The sequence below is a fragment of the Verminephrobacter aporrectodeae subsp. tuberculatae At4 genome (genome assembly GCF_000193225.1).
Taxonomy (GTDB): domain Bacteria; phylum Pseudomonadota; class Gammaproteobacteria; order Burkholderiales; family Burkholderiaceae_C; genus Acidovorax; species Acidovorax aporrectodeae.
Map to the genome: position 1 here is coordinate 1 of NZ_AFAL01000402.1, position 16,646 is coordinate 16,646.

At 66.7% G+C, this 16,646-nt stretch carries 13 protein-coding genes; 5 read left to right on the forward strand and 8 right to left on the reverse strand.

Annotation, left to right across the window (positions count from 1 at the left end):
• Positions 1-134: 134 nt before the first annotated feature.
• Positions 135-1,658 carry a trypsin-like serine peptidase gene (locus tag VTU_RS0111425; protein WP_040892721.1) on the reverse strand — a complete coding sequence of 508 codons (1,524 nt, stop codon included), beginning with the start codon at positions 1,656-1,658 and terminating at the stop codon, positions 135-137.
• Between VTU_RS0111425 and VTU_RS32735 the strand changes: the two genes are divergently transcribed.
• On the forward strand, positions 1,657-1,926 hold the full coding sequence (locus tag VTU_RS32735) for a hypothetical protein (protein WP_138927863.1): 270 nt from the start codon (positions 1,657-1,659) through the stop codon (positions 1,924-1,926). The genes VTU_RS0111425 and VTU_RS32735 overlap by 2 nt on opposite strands.
• Positions 1,927-1,970: 44 nt before the next feature.
• On the opposite strand, the gene VTU_RS0111430 is transcribed toward VTU_RS32735, so the two are convergent.
• From VTU_RS0111430 to VTU_RS0111450, 5 genes are all read right to left on the reverse strand, one after another.
• The gene (locus VTU_RS0111430; RefSeq protein ID WP_010104250.1) at positions 1,971-3,758 is read right to left on the reverse strand and encodes an IlvD/Edd family dehydratase; all 1,788 of its coding nucleotides are present in this window, start codon (positions 3,756-3,758) and stop codon (positions 1,971-1,973) included.
• 232 nt (positions 3,759-3,990) lie between these two features.
• Positions 3,991-4,752, reverse strand: a complete 762-nt coding sequence (gene xylB / locus VTU_RS0111435) for a D-xylose 1-dehydrogenase (RefSeq protein WP_010104251.1) — start codon at positions 4,750-4,752, stop codon at positions 3,991-3,993.
• An 11-nt stretch (positions 4,753-4,763) separates the two neighbouring features.
• Positions 4,764-5,936: a fumarylacetoacetate hydrolase family protein gene (locus tag VTU_RS0111440; protein ID WP_010104252.1), complete on the reverse strand. Its 1,173-nt coding sequence runs from the start codon at positions 5,934-5,936 to the stop codon at positions 4,764-4,766.
• A 7-nt stretch (positions 5,937-5,943) separates the two neighbouring features.
• The gene (locus tag VTU_RS0111445) at positions 5,944-8,367 is read right to left on the reverse strand and encodes a glycoside hydrolase family 3 N-terminal domain-containing protein (protein ID WP_010104253.1); all 2,424 of its coding nucleotides are present in this window, start codon (positions 8,365-8,367) and stop codon (positions 5,944-5,946) included.
• A gap of 48 nt (positions 8,368-8,415) precedes the next feature.
• On the reverse strand, positions 8,416-9,894 hold the full coding sequence (locus VTU_RS0111450) for a glycoside hydrolase family 5 protein (RefSeq protein WP_010104254.1): 1,479 nt from the start codon (positions 9,892-9,894) through the stop codon (positions 8,416-8,418).
• A gap of 271 nt (positions 9,895-10,165) precedes the next feature.
• Between VTU_RS0111450 and VTU_RS0111455 the strand changes: the two genes are divergently transcribed.
• The 4 genes from VTU_RS0111455 to VTU_RS0111470 all read left to right on the forward strand — a co-directional run bounded on the left by VTU_RS0111455 (position 10,166) and on the right by VTU_RS0111470 (position 14,334).
• The gene (locus VTU_RS0111455; RefSeq protein ID WP_010104256.1) at positions 10,166-11,434 is read left to right on the forward strand and encodes an extracellular solute-binding protein; all 1,269 of its coding nucleotides are present in this window, start codon (positions 10,166-10,168) and stop codon (positions 11,432-11,434) included.
• 3 nt (positions 11,435-11,437) lie between these two features.
• Positions 11,438-12,355 carry a carbohydrate ABC transporter permease gene (locus tag VTU_RS0111460; protein WP_010104257.1) on the forward strand — a complete coding sequence of 306 codons (918 nt, stop codon included), beginning with the start codon at positions 11,438-11,440 and terminating at the stop codon, positions 12,353-12,355.
• A 5-nt stretch (positions 12,356-12,360) separates the two neighbouring features.
• Positions 12,361-13,191: a carbohydrate ABC transporter permease gene (locus tag VTU_RS0111465; RefSeq protein ID WP_010104259.1), complete on the forward strand. Its 831-nt coding sequence runs from the start codon at positions 12,361-12,363 to the stop codon at positions 13,189-13,191.
• 141 nt (positions 13,192-13,332) lie between these two features.
• Positions 13,333-14,334 carry a LacI family DNA-binding transcriptional regulator gene (locus VTU_RS0111470; protein WP_236610719.1) on the forward strand — a complete coding sequence of 334 codons (1,002 nt, stop codon included), beginning with the start codon at positions 13,333-13,335 and terminating at the stop codon, positions 14,332-14,334.
• 39 nt (positions 14,335-14,373) lie between these two features.
• Here VTU_RS0111470 and VTU_RS0111475 read toward each other — a convergent pair whose 3' ends face one another.
• Together VTU_RS0111475 and traF are read right to left on the reverse strand one after the other, a co-directional pair.
• Positions 14,374-15,804 (reverse strand): L-lactate permease, encoded by a 1,431-nt coding sequence (locus tag VTU_RS0111475; RefSeq protein WP_010104262.1) that lies wholly within the window; start codon positions 15,802-15,804, stop codon positions 14,374-14,376.
• A 205-nt stretch (positions 15,805-16,009) separates the two neighbouring features.
• The gene (gene traF, locus VTU_RS0111480) at positions 16,010-16,534 is read right to left on the reverse strand and encodes a conjugative transfer signal peptidase TraF (protein WP_010104263.1); all 525 of its coding nucleotides are present in this window, start codon (positions 16,532-16,534) and stop codon (positions 16,010-16,012) included.
• Positions 16,535-16,646: the final 112 nt, after the last annotated feature.

A 16,646-nucleotide genomic window follows, 5' to 3' on the forward strand; every position in this document is an offset into this window, starting at 1 on the left:
CAAACACCATGCGCTCCAGGTGGTGCGTGGTCTGGGTGACGCTGGGCGCGTGCGCGCCGGGGCGGGGTATTGCAGTCATCCGATTCAACTGCGCCGCGCGCAGTTCCGGGCGCTGTACCGCCCGGCTCCGGGACTCAGGACCCGGGCTTGAGCCAGTTCTTCAGGGCGCTGCGAAAGACCAGATCAAAGCGTCCGTAGTTGTCCCGCCCCGTCGTGCGCGCACCCCAGCGCAGGCAACGGGAGTTTCCGCCAGACAACTGCCCCACCAGATAGCGCGTGCTGCCGATCGAATAAAACAGCCCCGAACCGCTGCTGCCCTGCTCGGTGATGCCCTGTTTCCAACGGACTTCGTAGGAGTTGCTGCTCTGCTCGGTGCTGATGGGGCAATACAGGTTGTCGTCGAGGAAACTGCAATCGCTGAATTGGGTGATCGATCCGGTGCTGATCTTTTGCATATCACCCCGGGCGTGATGGATTCCGGCGACGTCCGCGTTCTTGCTCATTGCGCCAAAGTACGAGCCCGCGTAGACGCTGCCCTGCGGAGCCGAGGCATTCAGGCGCATGAAGGCGGTATCCGTCAGGATATTGCTGTGCAGCAGCGTTGCGCCGCCCGTGACGTGCTGCGTGTCCGCGTTCGGTTCCTTGCTGTCGCAGGCCGTGGAGCGATAGAACCAGTCGGTGGTCAGCGTGGATGCCACCGTCTGCGTGGGAATGCAGTGGTCGGCGCTCAGGAAATAGGGGGTGCGGCTCGACCGGATGTCGTTCAGCAAGGTGCCCGTGCACAGATAACTGCTTCCTCCGTCCTTCACGAAGGTCATGCGCGCCACGGCACGGCTCTCGCTGCTGTACTGGGTGTTGCACGACACATCGACGTTGCAGCGGTCCGCATCCCCCAGATCCTTGGCAATAGGCGTTGCGTCGGCCTTGGCGGGCGAAACGAAGAAATGCGAGAGCGTGGGAACGGCGACGTCCAACTCTGCCAGATTCGCCTTCGCAGGCAGTTCCAGTTCCAGCGTGGTTTCGGCGCCGCCAAAGTCGGGTGCCCAATAGGTGCGCGCGGCGTCGCTGGTATCGCCGGCGTCCAGGTTGCGCTGCACCGTGCGCAGCACCTCGGCGCCCGAGACCTGAACCACCTCGGTGCCGGCTTGCGCATAGAAGCGCAGCGTGGTGTTTGCCGGCAGACTGCGTACCAGCAGCCCCGGGCGCACGCCCCATGCGTCCTCCGAGGTAAAGCTGATGGCCGCGCGCTGCATGCCGCCCGGGGCAGGTTGCCAGCGCAGTTGCGCGTGTGTGCTCTGCGCGGTGGCCGTTGCCGCGACGCTGCGCGCAACGCCGATCTGCCGGGGGATTCCTGGTTCGGGCGCCGCTTGCATCTTCTTTTTCAGGTTCGGCTCCTCAGTGAGCGGACCGAGCCGCACGGCCGTTGCCAGCACGGGCTGGCTGCTGCGCGGGAGCGCTGTTTCGACCTGCGATTTGGCCATGCTCCTGCGCGGCCCCGAGTCGAGGGGTTCGATGCGGTCGCCGGCTACCTGGGCGGGAGCCGGGGCCGGGGAGGGGGCCTGCGCCGAGGCGGAGTTATCGTCGCCGCCCTCACCACCGCAGGCCGTTAACGCCAGCATGGCGCACAGGCCGACGCTCTTGATTGGAAAGCGAAACATGAAGGCCATCCTTTCTTGTAGTGACTGCGCGTTCTCGCGCACGACGAATTTGCGGGCGCAGCCCCGCGTTGTTGTTTTGAAGATGAATATCCCCAATGACACCACAAGTCAGCGCGCGGTGTGGTCAGGATTTGTGCAACAGCAACCCAAGCAAACTCTGGCGCGCCAGCAATTGACGAGTGACACAGTTGCTGGCACAAATGTATCACTTCTGATTGTGTGCAAGCTTTTGCAAGAGGGCCGGCGCACGGCACGCTATTTGGCGTGATCCTGCGGCTGCGTGTCCAACGGGTCGGGGCAGGCTGCCGGCTTTCAGTGGTTGTGCCGCGGTGGCGATGCGGCGGCCACGCCCCGATACTTCAGCGCGGGCTCCATGCAGGCACCATCGGCCAACTGGCCAACGGTCGCGCGATAGAGCTCCTGCCAGGGGGTCTGGCTTGGCGGGGGCGGCGGCGGCGGGCCGGCTTGCTTGCGCAGCGCGATTTCTGCCTCGGGAACCAGCATGTCGCAGCGGCCGCGCTGCGTGTCGATGCGCACCCTGTCTCCGGTCCGCAACCAAGCCAGTCCACCGCCCGCAGCGGCCTCCGGCGAGGCGTTGAGAATCGACGGGCTGTCCGAGGTGCCGGATTGGCGGCCGTCGCCCAGCGTCGGGAGCGTGGCGATGCCGCGCTGGATCAGGGCCTGCGGCGGCTGCATGTTCACGACTTCGGCGGACCCGGGAAAGCCCAGGGGGCCGGCGCCGCGCATGACGAGGATGCAGTGTTCGTCGATCTCCAGCGCGGGGTCGTCGATGCGCGCGTGGTAGTCGTCCGGCCCGTCGAAGACGACGGCGCGGCATTCGAAAATCCCCTCCTGGCCCGGCTGGCTCAGGTAGCGCGCCCTGAATTCGTCCGAGATGACGCTGGTCTTCATGATCGCAAAGTCGAACAGATTTCCGCTCAGGACCAGAAAGCCCGCCCGGTCCATCAGCGGCGTTTCGTAGGCGGCGATCACGTCGCGGTTGTTGCTGCTGCGGCCTGCGACGTTGTGCGCCAGGGACTGTCCCGTGACGCTTGCGCAAGCGCCGTCGATGCGGCCGGCGCGCAGCAGTTCGCTGAGTACGGCCGGCACGCCGCCGGCGCGATGAAAGCTCTCGCCCAGGTACTTGCCCGCAGGCTGCATGTTGACCAGCAGCGGGATGTCGAAGGCCTGCCGCCAGTCCTGCGCGCCCAGTTCGAAGCCCGCGTGGCGCGCCATGGCGTGCAGGTGGGGCTGCGCGTTGGACGATCCGCCGAGCGCGGACACGGCGGCGATCGCGTTCAGAAAAGATTGCCGGCTCAGGATCTTCGACGGGCGCAGGTCCTCTAAGGCCATCTCGACGATGCGCCGTCCGGTGGCGTAGGCCATCTGCCCGCGCTCCCGGTACGGTGCCGGTATCGCGGCGCAGCCCGGCAGCGAAAGTCCGAGCACTTCGGCGAGCGCGTTCATCGTCGACGCCGTTCCCATCGTGTTGCAATGGCCGGCCGAGGGCGCCGACGCGGCTGCGGCTTCCAGGAATTGCTCTGCGTCGATCTCGCCCGCCGCGAGCTTGCGGCGGCTGCGCCAGATCACCGTCCCGGAGCCCACGCGCTCGCCATGCATCCAGCCGTCGAGCATCGGTCCGCCGGACAGTACGATGGCCGGCAGGTCAACGGTGCACGCGGCCATGACGGCGGCCGGCGTGGTCTTGTCGCAGCCCGTGGTGAGTACGACGGCGTCGATGGGGTAGCCGTGCAGGATTTCGACCAGCCCCAGGTACGCCAGGTTGCGGTCCAGCGCGGCCGTGGGCCGCCGGCAGTTCTCGAAGATCGGATGCATGGGGAATTCCAGCGCAATGCCCCCCGCGTCCCGAATCCCGTCCCGGACGCGCTGCGCGAGTTCGACGTGGATGCGGTTGCACGGTGCGAGGTCGCTGCCGCTCTGGGCAATGCCGACGATAGGGCGGCCCGAGCGCAGTTCCGCCGGCGTCAGCCCGTAGTTCATGAAGCGCTCCAGATAGACCGCCGTCATGTCGATGCGCTCGGCGTTGGCGAACCAGTCGGCTGAGCGCAGCGGTTTCGTGGGGCGTTTTTCAGACGGCATCGGCGTGGGACTCCATGGGGGCAGCGGCTGGAATGCGGGGTGGCTGCTAGTGTCCTGCCCTGCGAATAGCGGCACATGAAACTGCGCCTTTCACGCCATGGCGGCGTTGCAAATCCTCGCGATACCTACGGGTATCGCTGCGGTTTGCGCCTTGCCATGACGCGAAATGCATCAGTTTCATTTTGTGCCGCTATTCGCAGGGCAGAACACTAGGCGCTGGCAGAACGGGTTCTCACCGCCACCCCGCGTCGACAAAGTAGTTCTGCGCCGTGCACATGCGTGCGTCGTCCGAAGCGAGGAACAGCACCATGGCCGCCACGTGCTCGGGGTCGATGCGTTCCTTCAGGCATTGGCGCTCGAGCATGCGCGCCTCCTCGTCGGGGTTGTGCCACAGGCGCGTCTGCCGCGGTGTGCGCACGCCGCCCGGGACGACGCAGTTCACGCGGATGTTGTAGCCGCCCAGGTCGCGCGCGAGCCCGCGGGTCATGCCTTCGATTCCGGCCTTCGCGGTCTCGTACAACACCAGTTCGGGCAGCGCCAGGTGCCAGGAGATGGAGCCCAGATTCACGATCGCGCCGCCGCCGGCGGACTGCATCGCCGGCAGGACCGCCTGGCTGCTGAACAGCAGGTGGCGCAGGTTCACGGCCATGCGCTGGTCCCAGTACGCGGGCGTGATGTCCTCGATCCGGTGCCGGTCGTCGTTGGCCGCGTTGTTCACCAGCACGTCCATTCCACCGGCCTGCGCCGCGATGTCCCGGATTCCCGTGGACAGCGCGTCGAGATTGCTCAGGTCGCAGTGCTGGAAATGCGCGCTCAGGTTCGCGGCGCCAAGCTGCTCGAGCAGCGCGCGCGACGCGTCTTCGGCGATGTCGATGAACCAGACGCGCGCCTGCTGGCGCGCGAAGGCCTCGACCATGGCGGCGCCGATTCCGCTGCCACCGCCGGTGATCAGAACGCGTTTGCCGGCCAGGCTGGGGTAGATGGCGGAGCGCATGTGCGGGTCCATCACGCAAGCAGGCCGCGGCCAGCGAGGTTGCGCATCAGCGCGGCGACGCCGAACGACCACGGCGGCGCCTGTTCGCAGTGCACGACGCGGTTCTCGAGCCGGCCCAGCCGCGGGCTGGCGATGCGCACGATGTCGCCGATCTGGTGCGTAAAGCCCTTGCCGGGTTCGCCCCGGTCCTTCACCGGGGCGAACATGGTCCCCAGAAAGAGCGCAAAACCGTCCGGGTAGCGGTGGTTCTTGCCGATGGTCTGCTCGACCAGCTCCTGCGGGTCGCGGCTGATCTGGCGCATCGAGCTCTCGCCGTCGAGCGTGAATCCGTCGGCGCCGAGCAGGTCCAGGCGCACGGTGCACTGGCGCACGTCGTCGAGCGTGAAGCCTGCGTCGAAGAGGCGGATGAAGGGGCCGACGGCGCAGGAGGCGTTGTTGTCCTTGGCCTTGCCGAGCAGCAGGGCGCTGCGGCCTTCGATGTCGCGCAGGTTCACGTCGTTGCCCAGCGTCGCGCCCCGGATCCGGCCCTGGCTGTCGCATACCAGAACGACCTCGGGTTCGGGGTTGTTCCAGCCCGAGTCCGATCGGATGCCGACGTCCGCCCCGGCGCCCACGGCAGACAGCACGGGCGCCTTGGTGAAGATTTCGGCGTCCGGTCCGATCGCGACTTCCAGGTACTGCGACCACAGGCCGTCGGCCTGCAAGGCTGTCCTGAGCTGCTGCGCCTGTGCGGAGCCCGGTTTCACGCTGCGCAGGTCGCCCCCGATCCGCTCGGACAGCGCCCTGCGGATGGCATCCGCGCGCTGGGCGTCGCCGCCGGCGCGCTCTTCGATCACGCGCTCCAGCGCGGACACGGCGAAGGTCACGCCGCTGGCCTTGATGCATTGCAGGTCCAGCGGCGCGAGCACGCTGGTGCGCGGGTGCGCAGCGATTTCCCCGATGCCGCCCATGCGCTGGCCGCAGGGAACGCTGCCGGGATCGAGCGCTTCCAGCAGTTGCGAGACGGTCGCCGCCGCTGCGCTCAGGTCCTGCACCTCGCCCTGGTGCAGGAGCACGGGCGTCGGGCCGGCGCCAAAGTCCATGCGCCCGACGAGGAGCGCGTCGGCTGCGTCGTCGGGCAGGCATTGCTGCCAGGGGTGCATGCGCGGCGCCGGCGCGGCGCCGCTGTGTGTGTCTGTGCTCATGGGTGGACTATTTGATGGGTTGCACCTGGCTGCGACTCTCCATGCGCCAAGTGCGGCCGAGTATGCGCGATTCGCCCACCGCTTCCACCTGTGTCTGCAACCGAATGTCGGCGCTGGACGCGCCGATGGCAATGTCGAACAGGCCCGGCTCGACGATGCGCTGGCCGGCCATGCCGGTGAAGCCAAGCATGTCCACCGGCAGGTGAAAGCGCACGCGCGCGCGCTGTCCCGGGTCGAGCTGCACGCGCCGGAACGCCTTGAGCTCGCGCACCGGACGCACCACGCTGGCCTGGCAGTCGCGCACGTAGAGCTGCGCAACCTCGACGCCCGGGCGGCTGCCGGTGTTGGCGATCTCGAAGCTGATCTCGAACTCGCCGTCCTCGGTCGGCGCCTTGGGCGCGCCGACCTGCAGGCTCCGATAGTCGAAGCGCGTGTAGCTCAGGCCGTGCCCGAACGGGTAGCGGCTGCCGAAATGCAGGGCGATCGGCGTGCCGCCGCTCTTGAGCTTGTGGTTGTAGTAGCAGGGCATCGCGCCGACGTTGATCGGCGTGGACAGCGTCATCCTTCCCGAGGGTTCGACCTGGCCCGCGAGGACTTCGGCCAATGCAATGCCGCCCTCCTGGCCGCCGGCAAAAGCCATGACGAACGCGGCCAGCCGGTCCTCCAGGCCGCCCAGGTTGTACGGGCGCCCGCCAGACAGCACGGCGATGGTCGGCGTGCCGGTGGCGACGATGGCCTCGAGGAGCTGCTGCTGCACCCCGGGCAGGCTCAGGCTGTCGGTGTCCGAGCCCTCGCCGACCGTTCCCCTTTGGAACAGGCCGGCCAGGTCTCCGACGCAGACGATGGCCAGGTCGGCGGTGCGCGCGGCCTGCGCGGCGGCCGGGATGCGGTCGGTGCGTAGCGACACCGGCGAAGCCTGGCGGGGCGCGTTCGCGTCATCGCGCAGGTCCCCGGGGAATACCGGTGAGCCCGCGCGGCGGTGCTCCAGAATCCAGCAGCCCTGCTCGTGGTGCAACTGCCCGGCAGCGAAGACCCGCGCAATCCCCTGCAGCGGGGTGACGATGTGGCCCGTGTCCAGCGCTTCGTCGGGGTCGATGAAATGGGCGTGGTAGCTGTAGCCACTGAGCTGGCCCATCGGGTCGTCCGCCGTCGGGCCAATGACCGCGATGCGCCGCGCGACGCTCGGGTCCAGGGGCAGGATGCCGCTGCGGTTTTCCAGCACCACGATCGACTGGCGCGCGGCCTCGCGCGCGGCGGCCACGCTCGCCGGGCTGCGCAGCAGCGGCGGCTCGGCGGGGTCTTCGAAGGAGCGCTCGAAGAGTCCGAGGCGGAATTTCTCCTTCAGCACGCGCGCGACGATCTCGTCGATCCGCGCGGGCGTGATCGCCCCGCGATCGAGCGCAAGGCGCAGATTCCGGGCGCAGTCGTCCGCCGGCAATTCCACGTCGAGACCGGCGTTGAAGGACAGCGCCGCGGCGTCCGCCGCGTCCGCCGCGACACGGTGGTGCTGGTACAGCAGGCTCACCCCGCTGTAGTCGGCGACCACCAGTCCGTCGAAACCCCAGCGCGTGCGCAGCACGTCGGTCAGGAGCTGCCTGGACGCGTGGCAGGGCTCGCCGTCGATGTCGTGGTAGGCCGGCATCACCGAGCCCGCGTTCGCCTGCTTGACGGCCATCTCGAACGGCAGCAGGAAGACGTCGCTCAGCTCGCGCCATCCCACGTGCACCGGGGCGTGGTTGCGCGCCCCTTCGCTGAACGAGTGGCCGACGAAGTGCTTCAGGGTCGCGAGCAGGTCGCGCCGGGGGCCTTGCAGCCCGCGCACGTAGCGCGTCGCGAGCACGCCGACCAGGTACGGGTCTTCGCCGAAGGTCTCCTCCGTGCGGCCCCAGCGCACGTCGCGCGACACGTCGAGCACCGGCGCCAGTCCCTGGTGGCAGCCCAGTTGCTGGCTCTCGTGGCGAATCTGCTGCGCGACGGATTCGACGAGCTCCGGGTTCCAACTCGCGCTGAGCGCGAGCGCGGAAGGAAACGCCGTGGCGTCACGGGTCATGAGGCCGACGAGGCATTCCTCGTGCGCCAGCGCCGGAATGCCCAGGCGCGTCTCGTTGCGCAGAAAGCGCTGCAGCCGGTTCAGGGCGCGCAGGCCGCTGCCCGCTTCCACGCTGTGCGTGCCGAGCGGCCGCGTGATCTGCCCCACGCCGTGGGCCAGCCGGTGCTCGAAGGACTGCTGCCCGGTGCCCTCGATGAACAGCGTTCCCGGGCGCACGCGGTGCTTCCCGTCTTCGGAGAGGATCAGCCAGAAGGCGTGCAACTGCGCGATCTTCTCGTCCAGACTCATGCGCGCGAGCAGGTCGTGCACCCGGGCGTCCAGGGGCTGCGCGGGGTCCTTGTAGAGGGGGGCGGAAACGGGTGTCGGTGTCGTGTCGTTCATGGTGGATGGATGAAGGGAGGGCGGTACGGGGCGGGAGAGGTCACCGGGTCAGGCAGGTTGCGGCGCAGCGGCGGCGTGCTTGCGCACCAGCCCTTCGAGCGGCGCGTTCACGAGGCAGCGCTGCCGGGCAAAGGACGAGAGGACCCGGTCGATGTCGTTTTCCTTCAGCTGCTGAAACAGCTTTGCGTAGCTTCGCTGCAGCAGCGCACCGGCAAGGAAGCACAGCGCGGATTGGCTGAAACAGGCTTTGGCGTAGCGGCGGTCGATGCTCGCGTCGCCGATGACCTCGCAGACCTGCCCGGCGAGCCTGTCCACCGCCTCCTTGACCAGCGTCGGCGGCATCCATTGCATCCAGTCGTCGGTTCCCAGGGCCAGCTTTTTGCGGATGAAATGCCCGACGCGCTGCAGGTACTCCGACGCCGGGTCCAGCGTCACCAAGCCCATCACGCCGACGTCCTTGTAGGTCCAGGTCGTCCAGTGCGCGCCGTGGCGCTCGAACAGGCCCAGCTGATCGTCCATTGCGCGCAGCCGGTCCGGCACCTCGTTGGCCGGTCCGTTGTAGACCGAGCCGAACTCGCCGACCCACAGCGGAACCTGGTGCCGTGCGCTGAACCGGCTGCCCTCGTGCTCCAGGAAGCCCCGCTCCTGCCGCGCCAGGTCCCAGTGTTCGGGGCCGGCGGTCCTGGGCCCTGGCAGATCGATGACGCCCGGGTAGCGGCCAGGCCCGAACCCGGCTGCGGTGTAGTTGTGGCTGCTGTAGACCAGGTTGTCGGCGAACGGCGCGTCCAGGCCGGCGAACTGCTGCGCATAGCGATCGCCTTCGAGGAAGATGATGTGCCGCGGATCGATTTTGCGGATCGCGTCCACGGTGCGCCGGTACACGGCGTTGATCAGCGGCCACCCGGGCTGGTAGTTGTCGTAGACGTTCCAGGGCAGGTCGCCCCGTTGGTTGCCCACGCAGGGCTCGTTGATCAGGTTGTAGCCGGCGACCACGGCCCGGTCCTGGTAGCGCCGGGCGATTTCGCACCAGAGCGCGACGAAGCGATCCTGGTAGTGCGCGTCGTGCCAGAACAGGCTGATGCGGGACGCGTTGTCGCAATGCCAATGGACGTTTTGCCAGCCTTGGACCGCGTGCAGGTCCAAGATGGCGTACAGGCCGTGCTGCGCGCACCAGTCGAGCACGCGATCGAGGCGCGCAAACCCGGCCTCCTTGTAGACGCAGGGAGCGCTGTCGTCCTCGAAGTGGCGGTAGTTCAGCGGCAGCCGGACGACCGTCGCGCCGAGGCTGCGCAGGTACGCGATATCGCTCTCGTTGAAGAAATGCGCGAGCAGGCGCTCGAAGAAAAACTCCGCCCGCGACGCGCCCAGCACCTGGGCCATCTCGTGGCGCAGCGTGTGTTCTGCGCCCGAATGGCCGGTGATGAAGTCCTCCATGTTCATCCAGCCGCCGGCGCAGCTGCCGCGCAGGCGCAGCGCGCAGCCGCGCGAATCGACGATGTTCTGGCCCTCGGTGTGCAGGAAATCCATGGCGCTCTTTTGGGTTGCTCGGGGTGGCTTGCTTCTGCAAGCGTCGGCGCAGTGAGTGTTGCCGATATTTGAACGGTATCGATAACGTTCAAATATCTGTATGGTGCTTACCCTAGTCCGTCTGCAAAGGCCTGACCCTCTGCGCTTGCGGCGACCGTCCAGGATTTCCATAAAGAGTATTGCCAGTTACAGGGGGTTTACACCTATTGGGCGAATGGCCATTGTCCATAACGATAAAACATCTTGCAAAACCAACGACACGCCGCAGCCCATGAACCTCGCACAACGCTTCGTCGCAGCCACCGCATTCGGGCTTGCTGCGACGGTCCTCGCCCAAGGACCCCAGGTCATTGCCGAGTGGGACATTCAGACCCAGCCTGGAGGAGCCCGGCTCATACAGGACGCGCAGGCGCGCTTCGAGAGGGCGCACCCCGGCTTCAAGGTGCAGCGCACGCAGATTCCGAACGACGCCTACAAGACCAAGCTGAAGATCGCCATGGGGGCGAACGAGCCGCCCTGCGTGTTCACGAACTGGGGCGGCGGGGTGCTGCGCGAGTACGTCCGGGCCGGCCAGGTCGTCGACCTGAGCCCTTACCTGGCGCAGGACCCGGCGTTCCGGGACCGCTTCCTGCCCAGCGCCTTCGCTGCCACGACCACGCAGGGCAAGGTCTACGGCCTGCCGGGGGAGAACACCACGGCGGCCGTGATTTACTACAACACCGAGATCTTCGCCCGGTTCGGACTCACGCCGCCCAAGACCTGGTCGGAACTGATGAAGCTCGTCGAGGCGCTCAGGGCCCGGGACGTCGCCCCGTTTGCGCTCGCCAACAAGGCCAAGTGGCCCGGCTCCATGTACTACATGTACCTCGTGGACCGCGTCGGCGGGCCGGAGCCGTTTCGCAAGGCCCTGGCGCGCGCGCCGGGTGGCAGCTTTGCCGACCCGGCGTTCGTCGAGGCCGGAAAATACCTGCAGGAACTGGTCAGGGCCGGCGCCTTTGCGCAGGGCTTCAACGGCCTGGACTACGACGTGGGCGCGTCGCGCAGGCTGCTGTACTCGGGAAAGGCCGCGATGGAGCTGATGGGCAGTTGGGAGTCGTCGAACATGAAGAACGAAAACCCCGGGTTTGCGAAGAAGATGGACTTCTTCCCGTTCCCCGGCTTGGCCCGTGGCAAGGGGCAGGCGGGCAACGTCGTCGGCTCCGTGGGGCAAAACTTCTACAGCGTATCCACCGCCTGCAAGACGCCCGACGCGGCGTACAAGCTGATCACGACGATGTTCGACGACGAATCGGTGCAGGCGCGCCTGCAAGACAAGCGCCTGGTTCCGCTCAAGGAACTTGCCGTCACCGACGCCGCGATGCAGCGGATGATGAAACTGGTGGCCGACGCGCCGAACGTGCAGCTGTGGTACGACCAGGAACTGCCGCCGCAGCTGGCGGAACTGCACAAGGACACGGTGCAGGCCCTGTTCGGGCTGTCGATCACGCCCGAAGAAGCGGCGCAGAAGATGGAAGCGCTGGCAGCGCAAATCCTGAAATAGGCCATGCGCACCCAGGCCGTCGCTGCGCAGGGCCGGCCGCAGCGCCATGCACCGAAGTGGCTGGCGCCGGCCCTGTTTCTTGCGCCTGCGATCGCGCTTCTGACGGCCTTTCTGATCTACCCGCTGCTCGAGAGCCTGCACCTGTCGCTGCTCGAATGGAACGGACTGGGCAAGGGCCGCATTTACGTCGGTCTCGACAACTGGTCCGCGCTGCTGCGCGACGGGCAGTTCCGGCACGCGCTGGGCAATAACCTGCTGCTCGCACTGATGTCGGTGCTGGTCCAACTGCCCATCGCGCTGGCGCTGGCGCTGCTGCTCGACAAGGCGGGCCGCGGCTCGCGCACGCTGAAAATCCTGTACTTTCTCCCGCTGCTGTTCTCGAGCGTCGCGCTGGGCGTGGTCTTCAAGAACATCTTCGACCCGCACTTCGGGCCGGTGAACACCGCGCTGAACGCGGTCGGCGCCACGGCGCTCGCGCAGGACTGGCTCGGTGACCGCCGTTTCGCGCTCGTCGCCGTCACGCTCGTCGTCTGCTGGCAGAACATTCCCTTCTACATGATCCTGCTGCTCGCCGGACTGGCCTCGTTTCCGTCCGAACTGCGCGAGGCCGCGACCCTGGACGGCGCGAGCGAAGCGACCATCTTCTGGAAGATCAAGCTGCCGCACCTGCGGGGCACGCTGCGCACCGCGGCCATGCTCGCGGTGATCGGCTCGCTGCGCTACTTCGACCTGATCTACGTCATGACCGGAGGCGGCCCCGAGGGGGCTTCCGAGCTCATGGCGACCTATATGTACCGCACGGTGTTCTCCTCGTTCCAACTGGGCTACGGCAGCACCGTGGCGCTGGCGATGTTCCTCGTCGTGACCCTGATCGCCGCAGCGGGAATGCGCTTGACGAAGCGGTTCGAGACGCAGGTGTAGGGGCCATGCACACCCCCAAAATCCTGACCCGGGGAGTCCTCTGGACGCTTGCGCTCGGCTGGCTCGCCGTGACGCTGCTGCCGCTGGCCTTCGTCGTCTTCACGAGCCTGAAGTCGCAGCAGGACACGTTCGACAGGCCGGTGTGGGCCTTGCCGAGCCGCTGGGACTGGAGCCATTACGCGACGGTGCTGCACAGCGGGTTCTTCACCTACCTGCGCAACAGCGTGTTCGTCGTCGGCGTCTCGGTGGTGCTCATCGTGCTCGTCTCCGCGATGGCCGCGTACGCGCTGTCCCGGCTGAAATTCCGCTTCAACCGGGCGCTGTTCGGGCTGATCGTCGCGGCCATGATCGTCCCGCTGCACATCACCCTGGTGCCGATCTATCTGATGACGCGCGACCTGGGCCTGTACGACACGCCGTTTGCGCTCATCGGCCCCTACGTGGCGACGAGCCTGCCGGTATCGATCTTCATCCTGACCGAATTCATGCGCCAGATCCCGCGCGAACTGGAAGAGGCCGCGCAAATCGACGGCTGCGGCCCGCTCATGATCTTTCTCAAGATCTTCCTGCCGCTGTCCGGGCCCGGGATCGCGACGGTGGCGATCTACAACGGCATCCATCTCTGGAACGAATTCATCTTCGCCTACGTGCTGACCGCGTCGCCAGGCAATCGCACATTGCCGCTGGCGCTGTGGGACTTTCAGGGCGAGTTCTCGTCCAACATTCCCGCGATGCTCGCCGTGGTCACGCTGACTTCGCTGCCGCTGATCGTGGCCTATGCCTTCGGGCAGGAGCGGATCGTCAAGGGGCTCATGGCGGGCTCCCTCAAGGGCTGATCGGGGTTCCCGGGAGCGCGGGCGCAGCGGAGCGCTTCCCACGGGAAAATACCCGATAACGATAACGTTAGATGTGCTTTCACCGATCCGTTATGATGCCCCGTCCGAAGAAAATTTCATGAGCACCTTGTGAGCCGAACCATGCCTACCCTGGCCGACCTCGCTGCAGCGGCCGGCGTATCGACGATGACCGTCTCGCGCGCGCTCAACAACCAGCCCGGAATATCGCCGCGCACGCGCGACATCATTCTCAAAGTGGCGTCCGAAAAGGGCTATACGAGCAACCGGGTGGCGCAGAAGCTGTCTTCGGGGCAAAGCCGGGTCATTGGCGTGATTGCCTTGCAGCTGGAACTCCCGTTCATCATCGGCGTGGTCAGCAGCGTCGTGCGCGCCGCCGCCGCCGCCGGCAACGAGGTCCTGATCTACTCGCACCCCGAGCGTGAAAAGCAGCCATCGAGCAGCGTGCTGCATCTGTTGCAGCAGTTCACCGACGGCGCGGTGGCGCTGCCGCCCTACCACGACGGCTTCGTCGAGGCGCTCGCGCGCGGGCGCTTTCCGGTGGCCATGGTGGACAGCCCGATCGACCATGCAGACCTGTCCTGCGTGGCGTGCGACGACTATGGGGGCGCGCGCTCGGCCATGAAGCACCTCGCGGACCTGGGGCACAAGCGCATCGCGTTCATCGACGGGGTGGAGAAGCTGGGTTCGGCCAAGGAACGGCTGCGCGCCTACCACGAGGCGGTCGCCGTCCACGGGCTTGCGCGCGACCCGGCGCTGCTCGTCCCCGGGCATTTCAGCCATGCGGGAGGGCACGCCGCTGCGCTCGCATTGCTCGCGCTCAGGAAACGGCCGACGGCGATCTTTGCCGCGAATGACCTGAGCGCGTTCGGCGCCATGGCGGCGTTGCAGGAGCAGGGGCTGAAGATTCCGCAAGACATGTCGGTCGTGGGTTTCGACGACGCCCCCGCGGCATTGCACGTACACCCCGCGCTCACCACCGTGCGCCAGCCCATGGAAGGCATCGGGCGCGCCGCGGTCAGCACCTTGCTCTCGCAGATTGCCGGCCTGGCGCCCGACAGCGTGCGCGTCACCCTGCCCACGGAACTGATGGTGCGGCAGTCCACGGCAGCCCCGCGCGATTGACCCCGGGCCGGCGCAGCCGGGGCCCTCGAATCGGAACGGCTATCCGCGCGCAAGCAGAAGCAGCGCGGCCCCGGCCAGGGCGACCATGGCGACGTTGAACACAGCCAGAAAGAACGCAAAGCGCGTGAACTGCTGCTCCTGCGGCAGTGATTGCTTGGCCAGGCCCAGGATAAGAGAAACCATTGGCAGGGAGCCCAGGGCGGCATGGCCCGCAGCGCTGTTCTGGATGGCCGCGAATAACCGGAGATATTCAGGGGACAGGCCCAGATGCGCGATTTGGGGCATGACGATCGCGTTTCCACCGACGTTGGACCCGGTCAAATATCCCGCCAATCCACCGAGCGTTGCAACGAGACCGACCAGGGGAACATGGTCGATTTGCCCAAGAGTTGCGGTGAAGAGTTTCAAGAACCCGGCCTTGACGAGAACCTGCGACATGAGAAGAAAGAAGAAGATGGTCAGCAAGGGCCGCTTGGCGCGGACCAGGAGCGACTGGGCCACGCCGTCAGCGCTTGACTTGCGCAGCAGCAAAAGGTCCATGAGCAGGAGGGCGACGCCAGGGGAAGCCAGCGGTTTCCAACGGATCTGATCGCCCTGAAGAATGAAATGGTCGGCGAAGCCCGTCGCGGTATCGAACAGTTTGAGAACCACGATGATTGCCAGCAGGAGGCCGTAAGGCCATGCCGCAACCGGCCAGGGTGTGCGCATGCCGGCGCGGATTCGCGCGAAGGCGAGAACGGCGATCGTAATGACGGCGGCGGCGCTCACGCCGGCAATTTCGGGTCCTGTCGCGAGACTGACCAGATGCAGCACGGTGATGAAAAGCGTCCCGGCCAAGACGAGCAGACTGGCGGACGCAACCGATCCAAGGCCGGCTACGAACAGGGCGATGCATGCCAGACCGACAAAGACGGGAGCGCTTGTGAAGGCAGAGGTCGATCCGAGATCGAAGGCTGAAATGCCAGCGAGCGCCGCACCGATCACGGTTGCGAGGCCGAGCGTTCCCCAGGGCATGATCGCCATCCCGCAAAGTGCAACCCGGATACCGCGCTCCTTGTCGAACAATGCGACGAGCAGCGGCACCGTGGCAATCAGGGAGACACCGAATCCGGTCATGGATTCGAGCAGGGGTGCGAGCCCGAAAACAATGAAAACGACCTGAAGCCGTGGCGAAAGACCCAGATTCTTCACCCAGGACGAAAGCGACAGATTCACTTGGCCGCGCTCCAGGAAAATGACGAATAAAAGACCCGGCGCCATCACGAATGCGGTCGATGCAAACAGAATCAGGGTGTCCTGGCTCACCGCAGAGGCAATGGATTCGCTGAAGGGAGTCGCCGCGCCACCCAACCAGAGCGCGATCGCCAGGGCCGCACCCATGACGGACGCCTGGACTGGCGGTCGCCGCAAGAGCAGGATCATGGACATGACGACCAAGATGGGCGAGATTTGAAGCATTCCGAGATACATCAATGGCTCTCCGTCATGTCGGGACCGCTGCGACGGCGGAGGGACGAATGAACATATTGTCTCCCGACTGAGGGACTCTGTTGGATCGATTTCAGTTGGTCAAAGAATGAAACGAACGCCCGATTCGTCATCAATAGGCAGGCGTATACCCGCCCCAGCGACTGTGGTCCGCGCCGCGTTGACGCGATGGCGGGCGTGGCTCTCTCTACCAAGTGATGAGCGGACGCAGCACGCTTCTGATTTGCGCACGCTCGATGGGGCCGAAGTAGCGGGCGTCGAAGGAGGTGGCGCTTGCGTCCGACATGGGCAGCAGTTCGGACTCGCCGAGCTTGTAGCGTCCGGAGCGGTAGCGCGGCAGCGCCCGGCCGGATCTGTCGGTCCGTATCGGTGCGCTGTGCGCGAGCAACTCGCCGTTGACGCGCACGCCGTCGTCGGCGACGGCCACGGTGTCGTCCCGGGTGGCGACCACGCGCTTCATCATGTAGCCGTAACCGCCGGGGCAGAAGCCGGCGCCGATATAGCCCCTGTCCCTGGCGTCGTCGAACACGCTGCGCTGCGGCGGGCAAAAGAGGATGTAGACCCCCTTGTCCACCGGCGCGCTGCTCGCCCAGTACAGGCCGAGCGGGATGCTCTTGCTGGTGTTCACGCGGGCACCGGCGGCGGCCAGTGCGAGGACGGCGACGCCGGCGCAGGCGACGCCGGCCACGATGCGTGTGCGGGTGCGGCGCATGGATCGATCAGGTCGGGTGCGCAGCGTTGTTGGCGCTATCGCGCAGGAAACGGCAGACCTCGTCGTGCAGCCGCCGCGCGCTCACGCTGACTTCGAGCGCGCGCCAGCAGCC

What these genes read in the sequence shown, in the direction of transcription:
- VTU_RS32735 (WP_138927863.1), top strand. Translation starts at nt 1,657, where the DNA reads ATGAAGGCCATCCTTTCTTGTAGTGACTGCGCGTTCTCGCGCACGACG.
- VTU_RS0111460 (WP_010104257.1), top strand. Translation starts at nt 11,438, where the DNA reads ATGCGCACCCAGGCCGTCGCTGCGCAGGGCCGGCCGCAGCGCCATGCA.
- VTU_RS0111450 (WP_010104254.1), bottom strand. Translation starts at nt 9,894, where the DNA reads ATGGATTTCCTGCACACCGAGGGCCAGAACATCGTCGATTCGCGCGGC.
- VTU_RS0111425 (WP_040892721.1), bottom strand. Translation starts at nt 1,658, where the DNA reads ATGTTTCGCTTTCCAATCAAGAGCGTCGGCCTGTGCGCCATGCTGGCG.
- VTU_RS0111430 (WP_010104250.1), bottom strand. Translation starts at nt 3,758, where the DNA reads ATGCCGTCTGAAAAACGCCCCACGAAACCGCTGCGCTCAGCCGACTGG.
- VTU_RS0111470 (WP_236610719.1), top strand. Translation starts at nt 13,333, where the DNA reads ATGCCTACCCTGGCCGACCTCGCTGCAGCGGCCGGCGTATCGACGATG.
- VTU_RS0111475 (WP_010104262.1), bottom strand. Translation starts at nt 15,804, where the DNA reads ATGTATCTCGGAATGCTTCAAATCTCGCCCATCTTGGTCGTCATGTCC.
- VTU_RS0111455 (WP_010104256.1), top strand. Translation starts at nt 10,166, where the DNA reads ATGAACCTCGCACAACGCTTCGTCGCAGCCACCGCATTCGGGCTTGCT.
- traF (WP_010104263.1), bottom strand. Translation starts at nt 16,534, where the DNA reads ATGCGCCGCACCCGCACACGCATCGTGGCCGGCGTCGCCTGCGCCGGC.
- xylB (WP_010104251.1), bottom strand. Translation starts at nt 4,752, where the DNA reads ATGCGCTCCGCCATCTACCCCAGCCTGGCCGGCAAACGCGTTCTGATC.
- VTU_RS0111445 (WP_010104253.1), bottom strand. Translation starts at nt 8,367, where the DNA reads ATGAACGACACGACACCGACACCCGTTTCCGCCCCCCTCTACAAGGAC.
- VTU_RS0111440 (WP_010104252.1), bottom strand. Translation starts at nt 5,936, where the DNA reads ATGAGCACAGACACACACAGCGGCGCCGCGCCGGCGCCGCGCATGCAC.
- VTU_RS0111465 (WP_010104259.1), top strand. Translation starts at nt 12,361, where the DNA reads ATGCACACCCCCAAAATCCTGACCCGGGGAGTCCTCTGGACGCTTGCG.